Source organism: Acidovorax sp. KPB24-03 (assembly GCF_057546605.1).
In genome coordinates, this window is the sequence record NZ_BAAJYR010000008.1 from 31288 (window position 1) to 51977 (window position 20690).

Annotated in this window: 16 protein-coding genes and 3 pseudogenes; 11 read left to right on the forward strand and 8 right to left on the reverse strand. The window is 66.8% G+C overall.

The genetic code is table 11. The features are described 5' to 3' along the window. Positions 1–95 precede the first annotated feature (95 nt). From AC27KI_RS02830 to AC27KI_RS02865, 8 genes and pseudogenes are all read left to right on the forward strand, one after another. Positions 96–653, forward strand: a complete 558-nt coding sequence (locus tag AC27KI_RS02830) for a pesticin C-terminus-like muramidase (RefSeq protein ID WP_272568865.1) — start codon at positions 96–98, stop codon at positions 651–653. Further along, positions 650–1333: a hypothetical protein gene (locus AC27KI_RS02835; RefSeq protein ID WP_487089674.1), complete on the forward strand. Its 684-nt coding sequence runs from the start codon at positions 650–652 to the stop codon at positions 1331–1333. The genes AC27KI_RS02830 and AC27KI_RS02835 overlap by 4 nt, the downstream gene beginning before the upstream one ends. Before the next feature lie 57 nt (positions 1334–1390). Continuing rightward, a pseudogene (locus tag AC27KI_RS02840) lies at positions 1391–3175 on the forward strand (M14 family metallopeptidase). Positions 3176–3481: 306 nt separating this feature from the next. After that, positions 3482–4491: pseudogene (locus tag AC27KI_RS02845) on the forward strand (TRAP transporter substrate-binding protein). Continuing rightward, positions 4491–5024: a TRAP transporter small permease gene (locus tag AC27KI_RS02850; protein ID WP_487112518.1), complete on the forward strand. Its 534-nt coding sequence runs from the start codon at positions 4491–4493 to the stop codon at positions 5022–5024. The pseudogene AC27KI_RS02845 and the gene AC27KI_RS02850 overlap by 1 nt, the downstream one beginning before the upstream one ends. 57 nt (positions 5025–5081) lie before the next feature. Beyond that, positions 5082–6395: a TRAP transporter large permease gene (locus AC27KI_RS02855; RefSeq protein ID WP_284427132.1), complete on the forward strand. Its 1314-nt coding sequence runs from the start codon at positions 5082–5084 to the stop codon at positions 6393–6395. A gap of 91 nt (positions 6396–6486) precedes the next feature. After that, positions 6487–6867 carry a fluoride efflux transporter CrcB gene (gene crcB, locus AC27KI_RS02860; protein WP_284401062.1) on the forward strand — a complete coding sequence of 127 codons (381 nt, stop codon included), beginning with the start codon at positions 6487–6489 and terminating at the stop codon, positions 6865–6867. Positions 6868–6916: 49 nt separating this feature from the next. Next, positions 6917–7780 carry an LOG family protein gene (locus AC27KI_RS02865; RefSeq protein WP_284428669.1) on the forward strand — a complete coding sequence of 288 codons (864 nt, stop codon included), beginning with the start codon at positions 6917–6919 and terminating at the stop codon, positions 7778–7780. Between the two features lie 54 nt (positions 7781–7834). Here AC27KI_RS02865 and AC27KI_RS02870 read toward each other — a convergent pair whose 3' ends face one another. The 7 genes from AC27KI_RS02870 to pncB all read right to left on the reverse strand — a co-directional run bounded on the left by AC27KI_RS02870 (position 7835) and on the right by pncB (position 15662). After that, entirely contained in the window at positions 7835–8221 is a 387-nt protein-coding gene (locus tag AC27KI_RS02870) for a hypothetical protein (RefSeq protein WP_487089675.1), read from the reverse strand. Beyond that, entirely contained in the window at positions 8205–8651 is a 447-nt protein-coding gene (locus AC27KI_RS02875) for a hypothetical protein (protein ID WP_487112521.1), read from the reverse strand. Before AC27KI_RS02875 ends, AC27KI_RS02870 begins: the two co-directional genes overlap by 17 nt. A 551-nt stretch (positions 8652–9202) precedes the next feature. Beyond that, positions 9203–10381: an MFS transporter gene (locus AC27KI_RS02880; protein WP_487112523.1), complete on the reverse strand. Its 1179-nt coding sequence runs from the start codon at positions 10379–10381 to the stop codon at positions 9203–9205. Position 10382: 1 nt separating this feature from the next. Then, complete coding sequence (locus AC27KI_RS02885) at positions 10383–11810, reverse strand: DNA recombination protein RmuC (RefSeq protein ID WP_487112525.1); 1428 nt, start codon at positions 11808–11810, stop codon at positions 10383–10385. Positions 11811–11927: 117 nt separating this feature from the next. Further along, positions 11928–12914: a 2-hydroxyacid dehydrogenase gene (locus tag AC27KI_RS02890; protein WP_487112527.1), complete on the reverse strand. Its 987-nt coding sequence runs from the start codon at positions 12912–12914 to the stop codon at positions 11928–11930. A 13-nt stretch (positions 12915–12927) separates the two neighbouring features. Next, positions 12928–14340, reverse strand: coding sequence for a sodium:proton antiporter (locus tag AC27KI_RS02895; RefSeq protein ID WP_284429554.1), 1413 nt, complete (start codon positions 14338–14340; stop codon positions 12928–12930). 62 nt (positions 14341–14402) lie between these two features. Next, a complete protein-coding gene (gene pncB, locus AC27KI_RS02900) occupies positions 14403–15662 on the reverse strand; it encodes a nicotinate phosphoribosyltransferase (protein ID WP_487112529.1) in 1260 nt (419 codons plus the stop codon). 322 nt (positions 15663–15984) lie between these two features. Between pncB and ggt the strand changes: the two genes are divergently transcribed. Next, complete coding sequence (ggt, locus tag AC27KI_RS02905; RefSeq protein WP_487112532.1) at positions 15985–17997, forward strand: gamma-glutamyltransferase; 2013 nt, start codon at positions 15985–15987, stop codon at positions 17995–17997. A gap of 97 nt (positions 17998–18094) precedes the next feature. On the opposite strand, the pseudogene AC27KI_RS02910 reads toward ggt, so the two are convergent. Beyond that, positions 18095–18582 (reverse strand): annotated as a pseudogene (locus tag AC27KI_RS02910) (acyl-CoA thioesterase). 225 nt (positions 18583–18807) lie between these two features. Here AC27KI_RS02910 and AC27KI_RS02915 point away from each other — a divergent pair. Both AC27KI_RS02915 and AC27KI_RS02920 read left to right on the forward strand, forming a co-directional pair. After that, positions 18808–19368 carry a phasin family protein gene (locus AC27KI_RS02915; RefSeq protein ID WP_272568836.1) on the forward strand — a complete coding sequence of 187 codons (561 nt, stop codon included), beginning with the start codon at positions 18808–18810 and terminating at the stop codon, positions 19366–19368. Between the two features lie 224 nt (positions 19369–19592). Next, the gene (locus AC27KI_RS02920; protein ID WP_284403705.1) at positions 19593–20642 is read left to right on the forward strand and encodes an extracellular solute-binding protein; all 1050 of its coding nucleotides are present in this window, start codon (positions 19593–19595) and stop codon (positions 20640–20642) included. The last annotated feature ends 48 nt before the right edge of the window (positions 20643–20690 follow it).

Genomic DNA, 20690 nt, shown 5'->3' on the forward strand with positions numbered 1-20690 from the left:
GGCCCGCGGCACGCCGCTGCGGCCCGCTTGCCCCCTCAACGAACCAGCCCATTCCAACGAGTGCGGCAGCCACCGATCCCCTTCATCCACCAGACATGCCAGAACAAATCGACTATGCCTTCCTGAGCGCCCTGGAGGGCGGCTCGCTGACCACCGGCTACGTGCCGGCGGCCAACGTGAGCAAGAGCGGCGTGACCATCGCGACCGGGTTCGACCTGGGCCAGCGCTCCGAGAGCGATCTGAAGAACCTGGGCCTGGCCAGCGGGCTGGTCACCAAGCTCAAACCCTACCTCGGCACCAAGGGCACCGACGCCAAGACGCTGATCGAGAAGACCCCGCTGACGATCACTGCCGCCGAGGCCGAATCCATCGACAAGGCCACCAAGGCCAGCCACATCGCGAGCGTGAAGCTCAAATACGATTCGGCCACGGCCGCCAAGAAGAACTTCATCGACCTGCCGGCGGAAGCGCAGACCGTCATCGCGTCGGTGTCGTTCCAGTACGGCGTCAACCTGGATGCCGCCACGCCGAAGTTCTGGAAGGCCGTCACCGAACAGGACTGGACCGAAGCGGTCAAGCTGCTCAAGAACTTCGGGGATGTGTATCCCACCCGCCGCGGCAAGGAAGCCGCCCTGCTGGAGAAAGTCAAATGAAACGATGGATCGCCCTGGCCAGCGCCGCGATGGCTTGCGCCGCCCTGCATGCTGCACCTGCCAACCCTGGCGCCGACCACGCGGTCGGTGTGGTGCATGTCACCAACCCGGAACTGCTCTCGGCGCTGCAGAACCTCAAGGCCTCGCTCACGGCAGAGCGCACGCCGCTCGCGTTCGACAATGGCGCTTCGGCCAAGAACTGCCTCGAATATTCGGACCTGCTGCCGAAGAGCCAGCCGGTCGAGTCGACCCGCAACTTCGAGATCCGCAGCGAATACCGGCTGTGCGACAGCATCCGCGTGATCACCGGCAAGCCCTTCGTCGCGCAGAAGGCCGCCGCCTCCGGCAAGCAGGGCAAAACCCTGTACGAAAAACTGGACCTGCGGTCGTTCCCCTCGTCGCTGCGCAATCGCGCCGATGGCAAGAAGCACACGCTCCGGGCGCTGCTGCCCGGCACGCACCAGTCCGAAGGCAGCGCCGTCCAGGTGGAAACCCCGGAGCAGTTCTTCCGCCTGGAGGTCGTGGGCACCATCGACCACGGCAGGGGCCACCCGCCCGAATGGATCGTCTGGGTGACGGACGAGCTCAAGAACGGCACCTACCGCGGGTACAGCAACATCGTCGTGCATCCGCCCCGTGCGGCGTCCGGCCTGTACACCGCGGCGGCATCGCCCCGATGACAATGGGCGGTCCTTTCCTTTAGCCCCGTCACCGGGGCGCCGCAGGTACCGAATCGCATGGCCTCTTTCGTCCCCCACCGTCCCTTGCTGGACCAGACCTTTCCCCGCACCCTGTCCGCCTGGGTGGAGCGTTTCGGCCAACCCGTGTCTCGCGCGCCCGCATCGAAGGCTGGCTGTTCGAGGGCGTGGCCGCACGGCGCGCGGCCGAGCAACGCCTTGCGGCGGTGGGCGTGGTGGCGCGGTTTCGCAGTGCCTACAAGCCCCTGGTGCACTACTTTCTGGAAGAGGTCGATACCGCCCAGCTGGCCGCCGCCACGGTGCGCTACCCAGTGCCGGCCACCGGCTCGCCCGGGCGTTTTCTGCTGGAGGCCTATCCGCTGGCCGACCTCCTGGCCGGGTGCGACCTGCGGTTCCAACCCGGGGGCGACGACCTGCACTACGGCGTGGCGCTGCGCTTTCGCGATGGCCGCGAAACGGTCGATCGGGTCTTCGCACCCAACCGGGTGCACGAAGACCCCACCAGCCCGGACCCGCTGCTGTCGCCCACGGGCTGGCTGCGCGTGGACGCGTCCGGTGCGCCGGACAGCAACCAGGATGCGGCCGAATCCACCGATTTCGAAGACCTCTTCGCGCACGCCATGCGCACGCTGCGGGAGCATGCCTGGCCCGCGCAGGAGCCCTATTTCGAACGGCTGGACATCCGCGTCGACCTGCCGGGCTTCGAGCAGCCGCTGTCCACGCCGCACGAATGCATGAGCCTGCACGAGGCCCTGCACGAAGACCTGTATTTTTTCGCTGCTCGAGTTCTTTCAGCAGCACTCCGGCCGCCCTGCGGGCGACCGCCGGCTGCAGCCCGGGCAGATCGTGCCCGACATCCGCCAACACGACGGCCCGCCACGCCTGCGCATCGCGCTGCGCGCCTTCGACGTGGCCGCACAGGACGCGGGCGCCTGGGCGGACACCACGGCCGGACAGGCCCTGGACGACATGGGCCAGGCTCCGCCGCCCGAGCGCATCGCACAAGCGATGGCGCGGCTGGGCGGCCAGCGCTTTTCCGCGCGCAGCCGCCAGGGGCGCGAGGTGCTGGGCCTGTACCGCACCGGCACCGAGGCCCCGATCCTGCTGAGCGGCGGCCAGCACGCCAACGAAACCTCCGGCGTCGTGGGGGCCCTGCGCGCGGCCGAGGCGCTGCATGCGCGGCCCGGCGCGCACTTCGCCCTCATCGCGCTGGAGAACCCCGACGGCTATGCGCTGCACCGCGAACTGGGCGCGCACCACGCCCACCACATGCAGCATGCCGCGCGCTACAGCGCGCTGGGCGACGACATCGAATACCGCGAGACGGCGCCGCTGTACGAACGCGAAGCCCGCGAACAGGCACTGGCCCTTTCCGGCGCGCAATTGCACATCAACCTGCACGGCTACCCCGCGCACGAGTGGACCCGGCCGCTGTCCGGCTATGTGCCGCGCGGCTTCGGCCTGTGGACGGTACCCAAGGGGTTCTTTCTGATCCTGCGCCACCACCCGGGCTGGCAGGCCGAAGGCCGCGCGCTGCTGGAGCGGGTGGCCGCCGCGCTGCAGGCCGTTCCCGGCCTGCCCGAGTACAACGCCCGCCAGATGGCGCTGTACGAACGCCACGCGGGCGCATTGCCGTTCGAGGTGATCCATGGCACGGCTTGTACGCAGTCCGAGAACCCGCGCGGTGCGTCGGTCACGCTCATCACCGAGTTCCCCGACGAGACGGTGTCGGGCGATGCCTTCCGCTTCGCGCACGGCGTGCAGAAGGCCGCCGTGCTGGCTGCGGTGGACGCTTGGCAGGCCATTCTTTCCGAGCGCGGCTGATTGCGCTTGGGTGGATGGGGGGATCGGGCCTTGTTCCCTTCGGCGGTGCGTGACGTGGTGCACGCCCGGCGCTGAAGGCCATCGCGTCGCTTGCCGCAAGCGCCCGGCGGCATGAAAACAGGGGGGTTGGCAGCCCCCTTCTCTGGCACGGTCTGTGCATACCGAACCGCACTGGCGATGGGCCCGGTCCGGGCCTTTGCCATGCGCTTTGTTCAGGTAAACACCTGAGGGTGTTGCCGCAAACACGCGGTTACATTGAATGCGGTCTTTCGTTTCCCTGTCTCACTACCACTGTGGAGTTCATCGATGAAGCGTAGCGCTCTCCCTCTGTCCGCATGGGCCCTTGCCGGCGCCCTGGGTTGCGGACTGTGTGCCCCCACCGCGTTCGCGCAGACCAAATGGGACCTGGCCGCGGCTATCCCGCCACCAACTTCCACACCGAGAACCTGATGGAGTTTGCCAAGGACGTGGACACCGCCACGGGCGGCAAGCTCAAGATCACGGTGCATGCCAATGCATCGCTGTTCAAGGCCAACGAGATCAAGCGCGCCGTGCAGGGCGGGCAGGCGCCGGCCGGCGAGATCCTGCTGCCCAACTTCGAGAACGAGAACCCCATCTTCGGCGTGGACGGCATTCCGTTCCTGGCCACCTCGTACGCCGATTCCAAGCGGCTGTACGAAGCGCAAAAGCCTGTGCTCGAAAAACTGCTCAATGCGCAGGGCCTGCGGCTGCTGTACACCGTGGCCTGGCCTCCGCAGGGCATCTACTCCAAGCGGGAAATCACCTCGGTGGCCAATCTGCGGGGCATCAAATGGCGCGCCTACAGCCCCGCCACGGCCAAGATCGCCGAGCTGATCGGCGCGCAGCCCGTCACCATCCAGGCGGCTGAGCTGTCGCAGGCCACGGCCACCGGCGCGGTCGAATCGATGATGACCTCCGGTTCCACCGGCTACGACAGCAAGCTCTACGAGAGCATCAAGTACTTCTACGACACCCAGGCCTGGCTGCCCAAGAACGCGGTGATCGTGAGCAAGAAGGCCTTCGACGCGCTCGACAAGCCCACGCAGTACGAACTGCTCAAGAGCGCCGCAGCGGCCGAGGCCCGCGGCTGGAAGGTCAGCGCAGAAAAGAACGAGTGGTACAAGAAGGCCCTGACCGACAAGGGCATGAAGATCCTCCCGCCCCCGCCGAAGCTGGTGGCCGACCTGCGCCAGGTCGGTGACATCATGCTGGCCGACTGGCTCAAGAAGGCCGGCCCCGATGGCGAGGCCATCATCGCCGCCTACCGCAAGCCGGCTCCCGTGGCAGCCAAGTGATGCGCCGCTTCCTGGACCGCCTGTACCTGGGCGCGGGCGCCCTGGGCGCCACCTTCGTGGCCCTGATCTGCGTGCTGATGATCGCGCAGAGCGTGCTGCGCGAGGTCGGGGTGCGCACCGGGGCGCTGAACGACGTGGTGGCGTGGTTCTGCGCCGCCGCGGCGTTCTTCGCCATGGCGCATGCCTTCAAGCACGGCGACTTCGTGCGGGTCACGCTGCTGCTGGAAAAGCTCTCGCCGCCCCGGCGCCGGCAGTTCGAGATCGTCTCGCTGGCCATCGGCTCGGTGGCAGTGGCTTACCTGGCCTGGTCGGCGTGCCTCTTCACCTACGAAAGCTGGGAGTTCAACGATGTGGCCCAGGGCCTGCTGCCGCTGCCGATATGGATTCCCCAGATGAGCTTCGCACTGGGTTCGGTGCTGCTGTTCGTCGCGGTGGTCGATGAATTCATCATCGTCCTGCGCGGCGGCGTGCCCACCTTCGTGCGCGAAGTCGAGGACCGGCATGCGCGCGGCGATTTCTCTTCCGACATCTGACCCTCCACCCGACCTGAACCCTCGCTGCGGCCCGGCCGGGCCCGAAAGAAGAATCCCATGGACATTCTGATGGTGGGCGGCATCTTGCTGCTGCTGATGATCGTGCTGCTCTCGGGCGGCGTCTGGATCGCGATGACGCTGGCGATCTGCGGCTGGGTCGGACAGGCGTTCTTCACGAACACGCAGCCGGGCAAGAATTTGTTCTCGGCCTTCTGGGAAAGCAATGCCAGCTGGGAGCTGGCGGCGCTGCCGCTCTTCATCTGGATGGGCGAGATCCTGTTTCGCACCAAGCTGAGCGAAGAGATGTTCGAGGGCCTGCGGCCCTGGCTCAACCGGGTGCCGGGCCGGCTGATGCACACCACCATCCTGGGGTGCGGCATTTTCGGATCGGTGTCGGGCTCGTCCGCCGCCACCTGCGCCACCATCAGCAAGGTGGCCCTGCCCGAGCTGCTCAAGCGCGGCTACGACGAGCGCCTGGCGCTGGGCTCGCTCGCCACGGCAGGCACGCTGGGCATTCTCATTCCGCCATCCATCACCATGGTGGTGTATGCGGTGGCGGCAGATGCCTCCATCATCCGCATCTTCCTGGCGGGCTTCCTGCCGGGCCTGCTGCTGATGCTGCTGTTTTCGGGCTACATCGGCTGGTGGAGCCTGCGCAACCCCGACAAGGTGCCGCCGGCCGATGCACCGACGACCTTCCGCCAGAAGATCCGGCAGTCCGGCAACCTGATTCCGGTGGCGGTCCTGATCGTCTTCATCGTGTGGGTGCTGGTGGCCGGCTACGCCACCGCCACCGAGTGCGCCGCCTATGGCGTGGCCGGCTCGCTGGGGCTGGCGCTGTGGAGCCGCTCGCTCACGTGGAAGAACTTCACCGAAGGGCTGATGAGCACCACGCGCACCAGCTGCATGATCATGTTCATCCTGGCCGGCGCGGCCTTCCTGACCAAGACCATGGCCTTCACCGGCATTCCGCGCGAGCTGGCCGAGTGGGTCAATGCGATGAACCTCTCGCCCTTCGCACTGATCGGCGTGCTGACGATCGTCTACCTCGTGCTGGGCACGGCGCTGGACGGCATCAGCATGATCGTGCTCACCAGCGCGGTGGTGCTGCCCATGATCCAGAAGGCCGGCTTCGACCTGATCTGGTTCGGCATCTTCATCGTGCTGCTGGTGGAGATCGCCGAGGTCACGCCGCCCGTGGGTTTCAACCTCTTCGTGCTGCAGAACATGACCGGCAAGGACAGCAACACGATTGCACGCGCGGCCATTCCGTTCTTCCTGTGCCTGGTGGTGTGCATCGCGATCATCACCGTGTTCCCGCAGATCGTCACCGTGCTGCCGGACCTGGTGATGGGCAAGGACGGCGGCTAGGCGCCGGCCTGCTGGGGCAGCAGGCCGCCTCCACTCCACGGATGACAGCGCCTCGGCGGCGAGGCCCCGGGTTTTTGCGATACTTTGCGGCATGCTGCTTCACGTCGCCGTCATTTGCCTGGCCGCCTGCCTGGGCGCCCTGCTGCGCTGGGGCTTCGCCCTGTGGCTCAACCCCGGCGGCCTGCTGCCCTGGGGCACGCTGGCGGTGAACCTCATCGGCGGCTACCTGATTGGCATCGCCATCGCCGTGTTCACCCAGCGGCCGGACATCGACCCGGCCTGGCGGCTGCTCATCATCACCGGCTTTCTCGGTACCCTGACCACCTTCTCCAGCTTCTCTGCCGAAGTCGTCACCATGCTGCTGCAGCAGCGCTACGGCATCGCGCTGGCCACGCTGCTTTTGCACGTGGGCGGCTCCTTCACCCTCACCTGGGCCGGCATGCGCACGGCCCTGTGGTGGGCGGCCCGCTGACCGACGCCCGGCAACGGGCCCTTCTTTTTTGCCCCCACAATCTCACCCCATGGATTCCAATACCGAACTCAACGACAGCCGCCTGGCCAATGCCTGGGCCGAATTGAACAACCACGCCGTGAACGGCAACCCGCTGCACGCCGATGCCTACCGGCTGGCGTTCGCGGACCCCGAATTCCTGCTGCGGCGCGAAACGCGCGGCATCCGCTTCCAGCTCGAAATGCTCAAGCCCGATCTGGGCCAGACCGCACAGGGCATCGAGAACACCGTGGTGGTGTACGGCAGCGCGCGCTTCATCGCCCCCGACGAAGCCGAGCAGCAATTGGCCGATGCCGAGGCGAGCGGTGACGACAGCCGCATCGCACGCGCCAGACTCGCCGTGCGCAACGCCCGCTACTACGACCTGGCGCGCCAGTTCGCGCGCGTGGTGGCCGAGCACAGCGAACAGCAGCAGCCGGCGGACCGCATCTACGTGTGCACCGGCGGCGGGCCGGGCATCATGGAGGCCGCCAACCGCGGCGCGCACGACGTCGGCGCGCTCAACGTGGGCCTGAACATCGCCCTGCCCCACGAGCAAAGCGGCAACCGCTTCATCTCGCCCTCGCTGAGCTACAAGTTCCACTACTTCGCGCTGCGCAAGATGCACTTCATGATGCGCGCCAAGGCCCTGGTGGCATTCCCCGGCGGCTTCGGCACGCTGGACGAATTGTTCGAAGTGCTCACCCTTGTGCAGACCGGCAAGGCCAAGCCGGTACCCATCGTGCTGTTCGGCACCGACTTCTGGAAGAAGCTGGTCAACTTCGATGCGCTGGTGGAGCAAGGCACCATCTCCGCCGCCGACCTGAACCTGTTCCACTACACGGACGACCCGCAGGAAGCCTGGAACATCATCAAGGCGTTCTACAAGCTTTGATGGCAGTTCAGGCCCGACGCAACCTCGCTGTCGAATGCACGGACGGGTCCTGCGTCAGGCCAAAACCGGCCGCCACTGGGCTTGCAGTTCCTGAGCGATCTTGTCCATCGCGGCACGTTGCCGGGCTGGCTCGAAATTACAAAAGGCCTGATCGAAGATGCGCCCATGCCGCGCTTGGGCCGCCTCAGCCTGCTGTCTGAGGGAGGCTGCCTGCGATGGAGTGATATCTGCAAAATGTCTCAGTGGCAGAAAATGACCCGGAACGACCAATCGTTCTTTTTCCTCGGGCATGCGGTCGGTGTACAGAAGCGCTGCGCCAATGAAACACTCCGCCAACGCTTGCTTGGCAGGTTGCTGATCGAACCGCATGATGCTGATCCAGGCCATCGGTGTCGTTTCTTTGGGAAAGATATCCACGAGGGCGTCAACGACCTTGGCCATGGCACGAGGCTCGCCTTGGAAATAGGCGCGCTGTAGCGTTTTTTTTACCGACAGCGCGTTCCAGTTCAGCCGCTGCCGCCACTCCGGTTTTTCCGTTGGACAGCGGCAGATCGGCGACCGTCATCGTGTTGGGATGATCTGGAAACTGATCGGCGAAATACTCTGTCAACGCCTCGTCAATGGAATTCTGATGAGGGCTACCCGCCAGCCCCTTCACGAAATTCGGATGGCTGAAGCAATGCAGGAATTCATGGCGGGCCGTGTGGATGCCGACATCGCGTGCCAGTCCTTCCCTGACCGACAAACTCGTTGGCTCAGACTTGTGGCGTCTGACTAGGCCACGATAGCCATTCGGCAAATTCGAAGTCACCTGGGGTTCGACCGCATGGCACACACTATCAGCCGGGATGAAGGCCGCGTGCCGGTCCATGACCTCAGCTTTCGCTTGATGTAATGTCGGCATGTCGACCAATGGGCCGGGGCCTGACGGCTTGGGTTGCGCAGTGCCGGCTTGCTTGAAAACCCCGTATCCGGCAGCCACTGCGGCCACCCCCACATAAGTTTTCCACGAGAGATGCAGCGCTCCGCCTGCCACCTCAGCGGCTCTCCCAAGCAAGGAAGACGCAGGGGTTGCGCGGTCTGGCGCCTGCGAAGCGCCGGAAGGAAGACGTCCGCGGGGAGCAGATGTTGACTGGCCAGCGCGGCTGGAAGCATTGCGACTTGGCAGATCCTTGAGTTGCCCATCACGCGAGAGAGACGCGGAACTGCTCTCTTTTTTAGATGAACTGGCTTTCTCGTCAGAGCTGCGGCTTGAAGACGGTATATCGGCGTTGCGAGACTTGACTCGAACCATGGTTTCCTCGGGGTATTGCGTTGAGAAACTATGGCAAAAGCACTCCAACCCACCCGGTAGGTTAACGAAGATTGTCAGCGTCCGGCGAATCACTGCGCGATGGGCGCGCACCGTTCAACCTCTTGCAATCAGTGATGCGCCGAAACGGAATCCCCCATCCGCCACGCTATACGCCCCCCCAGGCCCACCACCGCCCCCACGACCCAGAAAAGCCCTGCCACCCCGATCAGCGCCCCTGCCGATCCGAACAGCACCGGCATCAGCACGCTCGAACCATTGATGGCCATCAGCCGCAGGCCGAGCGCCTCGCCGTGGCGATGCGATGGCGTGATCTGGTGCAGCATGCTCATGATCATCGGCTGCACCGATCCCAGCGCGAAGCCCAGCAGCACCGAACACAGGCCCAGTGCCCACGGGTTGGGCAGCAAGGGGTACACCGCGAACAGCACCGCCGTGGTGACCATCGCCCAGGTGACCACGACCGCCTCGCGCAGGTGGGCTGCCACCAGGGGCATGAGCACGCGGATCACGGCCGCCGCAATGGCGAACGCACCCAGGATGGTGCCGATCACCGACGCCGACAGGCCCCGCTCGTGGCCCAGGAGCGGCACCACGAAGGTGTGCACGTCCCAGCACGACGACAGCAGCCAGTTCACGATGAGCAGGCGGCGAAAGCCGGGCTCGGCCAGCAGGTCCCAGGCCCGGGGGCGCACGCCGCCGGCCGCCGCGATCACGGGCGGCAGTTCCACGGTGGCCCTCACCCAGAACCAGGTGGCGATGGGCAGCACGGCCATCAGCGCGAAGGCGGCGCGGTAGCCCTCGGTGCTGCCGGCCGTGGGACCGGCATGGTCGATGAGCATCCCGGCGCAGAACGGCCCGACGAAGTTGGACACGGCCGGGCCGATCGCCAGCCAGCTGAACACCTGGCGCAGCTGCGTGGAGTCGTGCGCCGCGCGCCCCACATGGCGCTGCAGGGCAATGGTGGCGGCCCCCGTGGCGCCGCCCGTCATGAGCGCGGCCAGGCACAGCATGGGAAACGCCGGCCACACCAGCGCCCCGGCCGCCCCGACCACCGCCACGACCACGGCATAGCCGACCGGGCGCTTGAGGCCATGGCGGTCGGCATAGCGGCCCGCCGGCAGCGCCAGGAACACCTGGGTGAGCGCGAACAGCGCGAGCAGGATGCCGACCGCCGCCGCGCTGTAGCCCTCGCGCAGGGCCAGCAGCGGTGCGGCCAGCCGCATGCCGGCCATGCAGGCGTGAATGCAGATCTGTCCGGCGATCAGGCGGGCCAGTGCGGTGTTCATGTCAAACGGCCTCGTCTTCGGTAGTGGGCGGTAGCCCGCCATCCGTGGCACCCGCACCCGCCAGGGGCACCGCCGCCCCCGGGGCCGGCAGGGCCTGCACTTCGCGCAGCTGGCGCTGGATGGCGCGCGTGCGCACGCCCACCTCATCGAACCGCCGGGCCGCCGCGTCGATGGATTTGCGCGTGGCCTCGACCACGTCGCCGAACTTGGAGAACTCCGTCTTCACCGCGCCGAGCAGGCCCCACACCTCGGACGAGCGCTTTTCGATCGCCAGCGTCTTGAAGCCCATCTGCAGGCTGCTGAGCATGGCCGCCAGATTGGCGGGCCCGGTGATCATCACGCGGCAGTCGTTCTGCAGCGCCTCCACCAGCCCGGGCCGGCGAATCACCTCGGCGAACAGGCCCTCGGTGGGCAGGTACATCACGGCGAAGTCGGTGGTGTGCGGCGGCGACACGTACTTGGCGAAGATCTTGCGCGCCTCGGCCTTGATGGAGGTCTCGAAGGCGTTGCCCGCGGAGAGCACCGCCGCCTTGTCGGCCAGGTCCTGCGCGTCCAGCAGGCGCTGGTACTGCTCCACCGGATACTTGGAGTCGAAGGGCAGCCACACGGGTTGCTCGTCGCCCCGGCCCGGCAGCCGGATGGCGAACTCCACCAGGTCGTCGCTGCCGGGCACGACCTTCACGTTGCGCGCGAACTGGTCCACGGTGAGCACGTTCTCGATGATGGCGCCCAGCTGCATCTCGCCCCAGGTGCCGCGCGTCTTCACGTTGGTCATCACGCGCTTGAGGTCGCCCACACTGCCGGCCAGCGTCTGCATCTCGCCCAGGCCCTTGTGCACCTGCTCCAGCCGGTCGCTCACCAGCTTGAAGGATTCGCCCAGGCGCTGCTCCAGCGTGGCGTGCAGCTTCTCGTCCACGGTGCGGCGCATCTCCTCCAGCTTGGCGGCGTTGTCGGCCTGGATGGCGGACAGGCGCTCGTTGAGCACGCCGCGCAGGGCTTCGCCAGTCTGCGTGAGTTCGGCGCGGAAAGCGCCCAGCGCCTGCACCAGTTCCTGCCGCGCCGCGACGGCATCGGTCTGGCCCAGCGCCAGGCGCTGCTCCAGCTTGCCTTCGAAGGCGGTGAAGGCCGCGAGCAGCTCCGCCCGGCCGCTGCGCGACTCGTGCACCGCCTGGGCCAGCCGCTCGTCCACGGCCTGGCGCACGCTTTCCAGCGTGCCCTGCATGGTCTGCGTGAAGCCGCGCAGCTGCTGGGCCATGCCCTCCAGCGCGCCATCGTTCTTGGCCACCGCCAGCTGCGTGGCCTGGGCCGTGGCCTCCAGGCGCTGCAGGCGCATCAGCCACTCGGGGGGCAGTTCGGCGCGCGGGCTGCGCAGCAGCAGCACCCCAAGCATCAGGACGACCAGCACCAGCAAACCCAGGACAGCGAACATTTCCAAAACCCGACACTCCTTTTGCTATTTATTTGATAGCTACACCGGCATGAAAATCGCCGGCATGTGGCCGATTCGGCTCTAAACCGCGGCGCGGAAGCACCGTGGCGGCCTCCGTCACACCGGCCGTTCGCCCGGCGTGTTCACGGGCGTCAGCGCGCCCCGGCCGTCGAAGAACGCGATCAGGTTGTCCGCCGCCAGGTTGGCCATCGCCAGCCGCGTGGGCACGGTGGCGCTGGCGATGTGCGGGGTCAGCACCACGTTGGGCACGGTGAGCAGGTCCGGGTGCACCTGCGGCTCGCCCTCGAACACGTCCAGCCCGGCCGCTGCGATGCGCTTGTCGCGCAGCGCCGCCGCGAGCGCCGCGTCGTCCACGATGCCGCCGCGCGCGATGTTGACCAGGGTGGCGGTCGGCTTCATCTGCGCCAGCTCGGCGGCGCCGATGGCGTGGTGCGACTCGGCCGTGTAGGGCAGCACCAGCACGAGGTGGTCGGCCTTGCGCAGCAACTCCTCCTTGGAGACGTAGCGCGCGCCGCATTCGCCCTCCAGCGCGGGCGAGAGGCGGGAGCGGTTGTGGTAGATCACCTGCATGCCGAAGCCGTGCGCGCCGCGCCGGGCGATGCCCTGCCCGATGCGGCCCATGCCCAGGATGCCGAGCGTGCTGCCGTGCACGTCGGAGCCGGCGAACATGTCGTAGCTCCATTTCGTCCACTGGCCGGCCCGCAGATAGTGCTCGCTCTCGGTCATGCGGCGCGCGGTGGCCATGAGCAGCGCGAAGCCGAAATCCGCCGTGGTCTCGGTCAGCACGTCGGGCGTGTTGGTGCCCTGCACGCCCGACGCGGTGAGCGCGTTCACGTCGAAGTTGTTGTAGCCCACCGCCATGTTGGCCACGATGCGCAGCCGCGGGCAACGCGCCAGCAACTCGGCGTCGATGCGCTGGCTGCCGGTGGTCAGGGCGCCGTCCTTGTCCTGCAGGCGCTCGGCCAGTTCGGCCGGCGACCAGACCGCGTCGGCGGGGTTGGCCTCGACCTCGAAATGCTGCGAGAGCCGCTCCACCACCTCGGGAAAGATGGCGCGGGCGACCAGGATGCGGGGCTTGGACATGGATCAGGACCTTTCAGCGAAACCAGAGGAATGTCATGGCGACGAGCAGCGGCAGCAGGATGCCGCACGACCAGAGCATGTAGCCGAAGAAGCTGGGCATCTTCACGCCGCGCTCTTCGGCAATGGCCTTGACCATGAGGTTGGGCGCATTGCCGATGTAGGTGCCCGCGCCCATGAACACGGCGCCGGCCGAGATCGCGGCCAGCGTGGGGGCGAGCGTGGTCATGAGCACGGCCGGGTCGCCGCCGGCGGTGTTGAAGAACACGAGGTAGGTAGGCGCGTTGTCCAGGAACGCGCTCAGCAGGCCGGTGGCCCAGAAGTACATGGCCGGATCGGGGGTGCCGTCAGGCCGGGTCACCGCGCCGACGATGGCGCCGAACGGCCCCTGCGTGCCCGCCTTGAGCATCGCGATGACCGGGATGATGGTGAGAAAGATGCCCGCGAACAGCTTGGCCACTTCCTGCATGGGAGCCCAGCCGAACTGGTTGTCCGCGTGCACCTGGCGCGGCGTGAGCCACAGCGAGGCGCCCACCACCGCCAGCAGCCCCACGTCGCGCACCAGCCCGGGCAGGCCCACGGGCGTGCCGGCGATGCTCCACACCACCGGCGACTTCCAGAACCCGCTGAGCAGCACCAGGGCGATCACCGCGCCCAGCAGCCAGAAATTGACCTGGCCGTCGAAGCCGATCGAGCGCGTGTCGGGCGTGGGGTCCGGCCGTGCCGCCTCGCCCGGCCGGCCATGGAACCAGCGGTCGATCGCGTAGAAGATCGCCAGCAGCGAACCCACGAGGAACAGCGTCTCCTGATGGATGTGCCCGACCGTCCAGAAGAAATCCACGCCCTTCAAAAAGCCCAGGAACAGCGGCGGGTCCCCCAGCGGCGTGAGCGAGCCCCCGGCGTTGGAGACGATGAAGATGAAGAACACGACGATGTGCGCCACGTGCTTGCGGTGGTCGTTGGCGCGCACCAGCGGCCGGATCAGCAGCATCGATGCGCCCGTCGTCCCCATGAAGCTTGCCAGCACCGCGCCGATGGCCAGGATGGCCGTGTTCAGCCCGGGGCCGCCATGCAGGTTGCCGCGGATGTGGATGCCCCCCGCCACGGTGAACAGCGCCGCCAGCAGGATGACGAAAGGCAGGTACTCGGCCAGCAGCGCATGCACCAGGTTCACACCCGCCGCACCGGCCCCGAAGACTGCCGCGAACGGCAGCAGGAACGCCAGCGCCCACGCGGCAGCGATCTTACCGAAATGGTGGTGCCAGAACGCGGGGGCGAACAGCGGCACCAGCGCGATCGACAGCAACAGGCCCGCGAAGGGCACACCCCACAGCACCGACAGCGCGCTGCCGTCGATCTCGGCGGCCCGCGCCAGGCCCGGCAGCAGGCCCGTGGCGATCAGCAACAAGCCACGCAGGCCGCGGGACATCAGTAAGGACAGGGACATGGCGTTGGAAGCCTCCAGAGTGGGAACGGGGTTGGGGGTGGCCATCAAAGCGCGCGCCGGCGGACCGGTGCGCTGCATGGGGGTCGATGCGTTCGTTGCGGCGCCGGGATCTCGAACACCTGGCGCAGGTAGGCCAGGTACTTCTCGTCGTCGCACATGCCTTTGCCGGGGGTGTCGGACAGCTTGGCCACGGGCTGGCCGTTGCAGCGCGTCATCTTGATCACGACCTGCAGCGGCTCGCAGCCCAGGTCGTTGGTGAGGTTGGTGCCGATGCCGAAGGCCAATTGGCAGCGCCCGCGGAACTGCTGGTACAGCTCGATGGTGCGCGGCACGGTGAGGGCGTCGCTGAAGATCAGCGTCTTGGTCAGCGGATCGACCCGGTTGCGACGGTAGTGGTCGAGCAGGCGCTCGCCCCAGGCGAACGGGTCGCCGCTGTCGTGGCGCGCGCCGTCGAAGAGCTTGCAGAAATACAGGTCGAAGTCGCGCAGGAAGGCGCTCATGCCATACACGTCCGACAGCGCGATGCCCAGGTCGCCACGGTACTCCTTGGCCCACATTTCGAAGCCGAAGATCTGGCTGTCGCGCAGGCGCGGGCCCAGCGCCTGGCAGGCCTGCAAGTACTCGTGCGCCATGGTGCCCAGCGGCGTCACGCCGAGCTTCATGGCATACAGCACGTTGCTCGTGCCGGCAAACTGTCCCGGCCCCGAAGGCGCGCCTGTCGTGCGGCGCTCCCCCGTACCCAGGCGCGCGCACAGCACGCGCAGCACCTCCTCGTGCCAGGCGCGGCTGAAGCGGCGACGTGTGCCGTAGTCGGCGATCTTGAGGTCACCCAGGCCATCGGCCTGCAGCAGGGCGATCTTGGCGTCGAGCCGGCGGCGGCCTTCGGGAAAGTCGGGCACCTTCTGCGTATTGCGAAAGTACACCTCGTTCACGATGGCCAGCACCGGCACCTCGAACAGAATGGTGTGCAGCCATGGCCCGGTGATGGTGATGTCGATCTCGCCCGAGGCCAGCGGGCTCACGGTGATGTACTTTTCGTTGAGCCGGAAGAGCCCGAGGAAATCCACGAAATCGCTCTTGATGAAGCGCATGGACCGCAGGTAGGCCAGCTCGGCATCCTGGAAATGCAGGCTGCACAGCGAGCGGATCTCCTCGCGGATCTCGTTGACGAAAGGCACCAGTTGCACGCCGGGATTGCGGCAGCGAAAGCGGTACTCCACCTGCGCGCCGGGAAACTGGTGCAGCACCACCTGCATCATGGTGAACTTGTAGAGATCGGTGTCGAGCAGGCTGGTGATGATCATGGGTGGAAGCGGCCGCGGCGGGCCGGCTGGGCATCTGCAGTGAACGGCAGCGGCGCACCGTCGCATGGCATTGTGTCATCAAGGGCGCCCCATTGCCGGGCACCGCACTGGTCCGGATCTTGCACCGCACTTCGGCCGCCGCACTGCATGCATCCCGCAACGCGCGCACGCGTCACCGACCCACCCGCTTCGCCACCGATCGCATCTCGCACATGTCGCACGGCGGAATGGAGCGGGTCCGAACGGGCCCGCGCAGCGCGTATGCTCGATGCGCCGCAGAGACGACGGCACTTCCTTCTTCAAGAACAAAGGTATTTTTCCAATGCGCCATTCCCGCCCGCCCATCACACCCTCCACCACGCGCCCTGTCTGGCGCTACACCGCCACGCTGACGGCCGCCCTGCTGGTCCTTGCCGGCTGCGGCGGTGGCGGGGGTGGCAGTGGCAGCGCTTCGGCTCCCGGACAGGATTCGGCCTGCGCGGTCGTCAGCGATGGCGGCTCGGTCACGGTCGGCTCCGGCCTGCCCGGCGATCCCGCAGCGCCCGAACCCGCCTCTGGCTACAAGGTCGGCAAGACCGCGGTCTATGCCAAGCAGTACATGGTGAGCACGGCCAATCCGCTGGCCTCCCGCGCGGGCTGCGAAGTGCTGCGCCAGGGCGGCTCCGCGGTCGATGCGGCCGTGGCGGTGCAGATGGTGCTGGGCCTGGTCGAACCGCAATCGTCGGGCCTGGGCGGCGGCGCGTTCATGCTGCACTACGATGCGGCGCAGAAGAAAGTGCAGGCCTATGACGGCCGCGAAACCGCCCCCGCGGCCGCGACGGAAAACTACCTGCGCTGGGTCAGCGACAGCGACCGCACCCTGCCGCAGCCCGGCGGCGCGCGCGCCAGCGGCCGCTCCATCGGCACGCCCGGCGCCGTGCGCATGCTGGAGATGGCTTACCATGACCACGGCAAGCTCAAGTGGAGCGAGCTGTTCCAGCCCGCGGTCAAGCTGGCCTCGGACGGCTTCCAGATCAGCGGCCGCATGGCCAGCGCCATCGCCGGCGCCACCACCGGCCTCTCGCGCGATCCCGAGGCGGTCGCCTACTTCTTCAATGCCGACGGCACGCCCAAGGGCCTGGGCACGCTGATCAAGAACCCCGCCTACGCCACCACGCTGAACACCATCGCCAGCGGCGGCGCCGATGCGTTCTACACCGGCCCCGTGGCGCAAGGCATCGTGAACAAGATCAAGGTCACCAGCGGCGGCACGCCCACCGTGGCGATCACCCCCGGCCTGACCGAGATGAGCGACCTGGCCAACTACCGCGCCAAGCGCCGCGACCCGGTCTGCACGACCTACCGCGACTACTGGGTGTGCGGCATGTCGCCACCGTCCTCCGGCGGCATCGCCGTGGCGTCGGCGCTCGGCATCCTGGAGAACTTCAACCTCGCCAACTACAAGCCCACGGCCATCGACATCGAAGGCGGCAAGCCTTCGGTGATGGGCGTGCACCTGGTGAGCGAGGCCGAGCGCCTGGCCTATGCCGACCGCGACAAGTACATCGCCGACACCGACTTCGTGTCGCTGCCCGGCGGCTCGCCCGCGGCCATGCTGGACAAGACCTACCTGCGCAACCGTGCGGGCCTGATCAGCATGACCAAGAGCATGGGCACGGCCGTGGCCGGCGACCTGAGCAACAAGCCTGCCGGCGTGAGCCTGATCGACGAGAAGGGCACGACGCACTTCACCATCGTGGACAAGCAGGGCAATGCCGTGGTGATGACCACGACGGTGGAAGCCGGCATGGGTTCGTTCCACATGACGCAGGGCTTCTTGCTGAACAACCAGCTGACCGACTTCTCGGCCACGCCGACCGACAGCACCGGCGCCGTGGTGGCGAACCGCGTCGAAGCCGGCAAGCGGCCCCGCAGCTCGATGGCACCCACGCTGGTGTTCAAGAAGGCCGCGGACGGCAGCATGGGCGACTTCCTGATGGGCACGGGCTCGCCCGGCGGCGGCACCATCATCCAGTACGTGGTGAAGACGGTCGTCGGCGCGCTCGACTGGGGCCTGGATGCGCAGCAGGCCACCTCGCTGGTGGACTTCGGCGCGAGCAACAGCCCCACGACCTCGCTGGGCGGCGAACACCCGGCCATCAACAGCAGCAACGGCGGCAACAACGACCCGCTGATCACGGGCCTGCGCGCACTGGGCCACACGGTGTCCACCTCGGCCCAGTCGAGCGGCACGAGCACCATCATCCGCGTGCAGCGCAACGGCGAGAGCGTGCTGCAGGGCGGCGCCGATCCCCGCCGCGAAGGCGTGGTGCTGGGCGATACCTACAAGCCCTGACCGTGCATTGACGCGCCAGGCGGCCCGGCCGAAGGGCTGCCGCCTGCCGCGCCCCCCTCCAAAAAGCACCGGCCGCGTGAGCGTTCCGGTGCTTTTTTCATGAAAGGGGCCGGGTCAGGTGCCGACCGCGATGCGCAGGGGGGGCGAGGGCGTCCAGCAGCGCCTGCGGCAAGGCGCGGGGCCGGCGGTCCTCGCGGCCGACATACACGTGCACGAAGTGCCCGCCCGCCGCCGACTCGGGCGCGCCCTCGGCGAACAGCCCGACTTCGTAGCGCACGCTGGAGCGGCCCACGTGCGCCACGCGGATGCCAGCCTCCACCGTCTGGGGAAAAGCGAGCGGCGCGAAATAATGGCACTGGGTTTCGACCACCAGGCCGATCGTCTCGCCCGCATGGATATCCAGGGCGCACGCTCAATCAGATAGGAATTCACTGCCGTATCGAACCAGCTGTAATACACGACATTATTGACATGGCCATATGCGTCGTTATCCGCCCAGCGGGTGGTAATCGTCCGGAACACGGAATATGCGGAGCGCGGCTCCGGCAGGCGGCGGGGCGGCGTGGAAACGGTGGGGGCATTCATGGCGGCAAATTCTGCCAGTGGAGGCGCCCCCTTTGATGTGCCTCAGGTGACCGGCATTTTTGGTTATGCACTCTAATCATGTTGCAACGCAGCAAAATCGCTTGATTCCTGAACTCAACCGCCTAGAATCCGCCCCATGCTGCACTGCAACATGACTTCCAGGTCACGACAGCGCAGATGTCTCAACCATCCGTCCCTCGAGGACCTATCAATAGGAGATACACCATGTCGCTGACCCCGGAACAACTCATTGCATCCCACAAGGCCCACCTCGAAACCCTGTTCGGCCTGACCAACAAGGCATTCGAAGGCGTGGAAAAGCTGGTGGAACTGAACGTCACCGCTTCCCGCGCTGCCCTGGCCGAAGTCGCCACGCACACGCAAGCCGTGCTGAGCGCCAAGGATGCGCAAGAACTGCTGTCCCTGCAAGCCAGCCTGTTCCAGCCCCTGGCAGAAAAGACCGCTGCCTACAACCGCCACCTGTACGACATCGCCTCGAGCACCAGCGCCGAATTCGGCCGCACGTTCGAAGCCCAGGCGTCCGAAGTGCAGCGCAACTTCAGCAACCTGGTGGACAGCGCCGCCAAGAATGCACCCGCCGGTTCGGAAACCAGCGTGGCCGTGTTCAAGAGCGCCGTCTCTGCCGCCAACAACGCCTTCGAATCCGTTCAAAAGGCCGTGAAGCAAGCCAGCGATGTCGCTGAAGCCAACTTCAATGCCGTGGCCAACACCGCTGCCAACGCCGCCGCCAAGTCGGCCGCCGCCGTGCAGCAGCGCAAGCGCTAAAACCCGTTGTCTCCTTGGATCTCTCGAAACCGGGTTTCAGGGATCCAATTCAAGTCCGGTCTTGCGACCGGGCTTTTTTTTATGGGCGCGCGGCGCTTGGAGTGGCCGCGGGCCGGGCGGGACCACCGCGATATGACCTCTGGTTCAGCAGGTCTTGTTTAAGAATCATTCTCGTTCGACCTATCATCGCCCGGTTTCCAACCTCCAGAGAAGAGACCCTCTCCATGCAGAAGTCCATGAAAGCCGTTTTGGCGGCCTGCCTTTTGGCCGCCGCTGGCGCCGCCTCCGCCCAGGACCAGGTCGTCAACCTGTACTCCGCCCGCCACTACGCCACCGATGAAGCGCTGTATACCGGCTTCACCAAGGCCACCGGCATCAAGGTGAACCGCGTGGACGCCGACGACGCCGGCATCATGGCCCGCCTGAAGGCCGAAGGCACCGCCTCCCCGGCCGACGTGATCCTGCTGGTGGACGCCGCCCGCCTGTACCGCGGCGAGGTCGATGGCCTGTTCCTGCCCATCCGCTCCAAGGTGCTGGAAGACACCATCCCCTCCAACCTGCGCGCCAAGCCCGCGGCCGACGGCGGCATTGCCTGGTTCGGCCTGTCCACCCGCGCCCGCGTGATCGTCTACAACAAGGACAAGGTCAGCAAGGAAGACGTGGACACCTATGAAGAGCTGGGCGACCCGAAGAACAAGGGCAAGATCTGCATCCGCTCCGGCTCGCACCCCTACAACCTGAGCCTGTTCGGCGCCGTGACCGAGCACATGGGTGAGCAGAAGGCCGAGGCCTGGCTCAAGGGCGTGGCCGGCAACCTGGCGCGTCCTCCGAAGGGCGGCGACACCGACCAGATCAAGGCCGTGGCGTCGGGCGAGTGCGACATCGCCGTGACCAACAGCTACTACCTGGCCCGCATCCTGCGTTCGGAAAAGCCCGAGGACAAAACCATCGCCAGCAAGGTGTCGGTGGTGTTTCCCAACCAGCAATCGTGGGGCACGCACATGAACATCGCCGGTGGCGCCGTGGCACGCAACACCAAGAACCAGGCCAACGCGGTCAAGTTCCTGGAATACCTGGCCAGCCCCGAGGCGCAGAACTACTTCGCCAACGGCAACAACGAATGGCCCGCCGCCAAGGGCGTGGACCCGGGCAATCCGGCCCTGAAAGCCATGACGGACGGCAAGCCCTTCAAGAGCGAGACCATTCCGATCAGCGCGGTGGGCGAGCACATGACCAAAGTGCAGCAGATGCTGGACCGCGTGAACTTCCAGTAAGCCACGCACCGCCCTTTCCTCGCACCAAAAGCCCGGCATGCCGGGCTT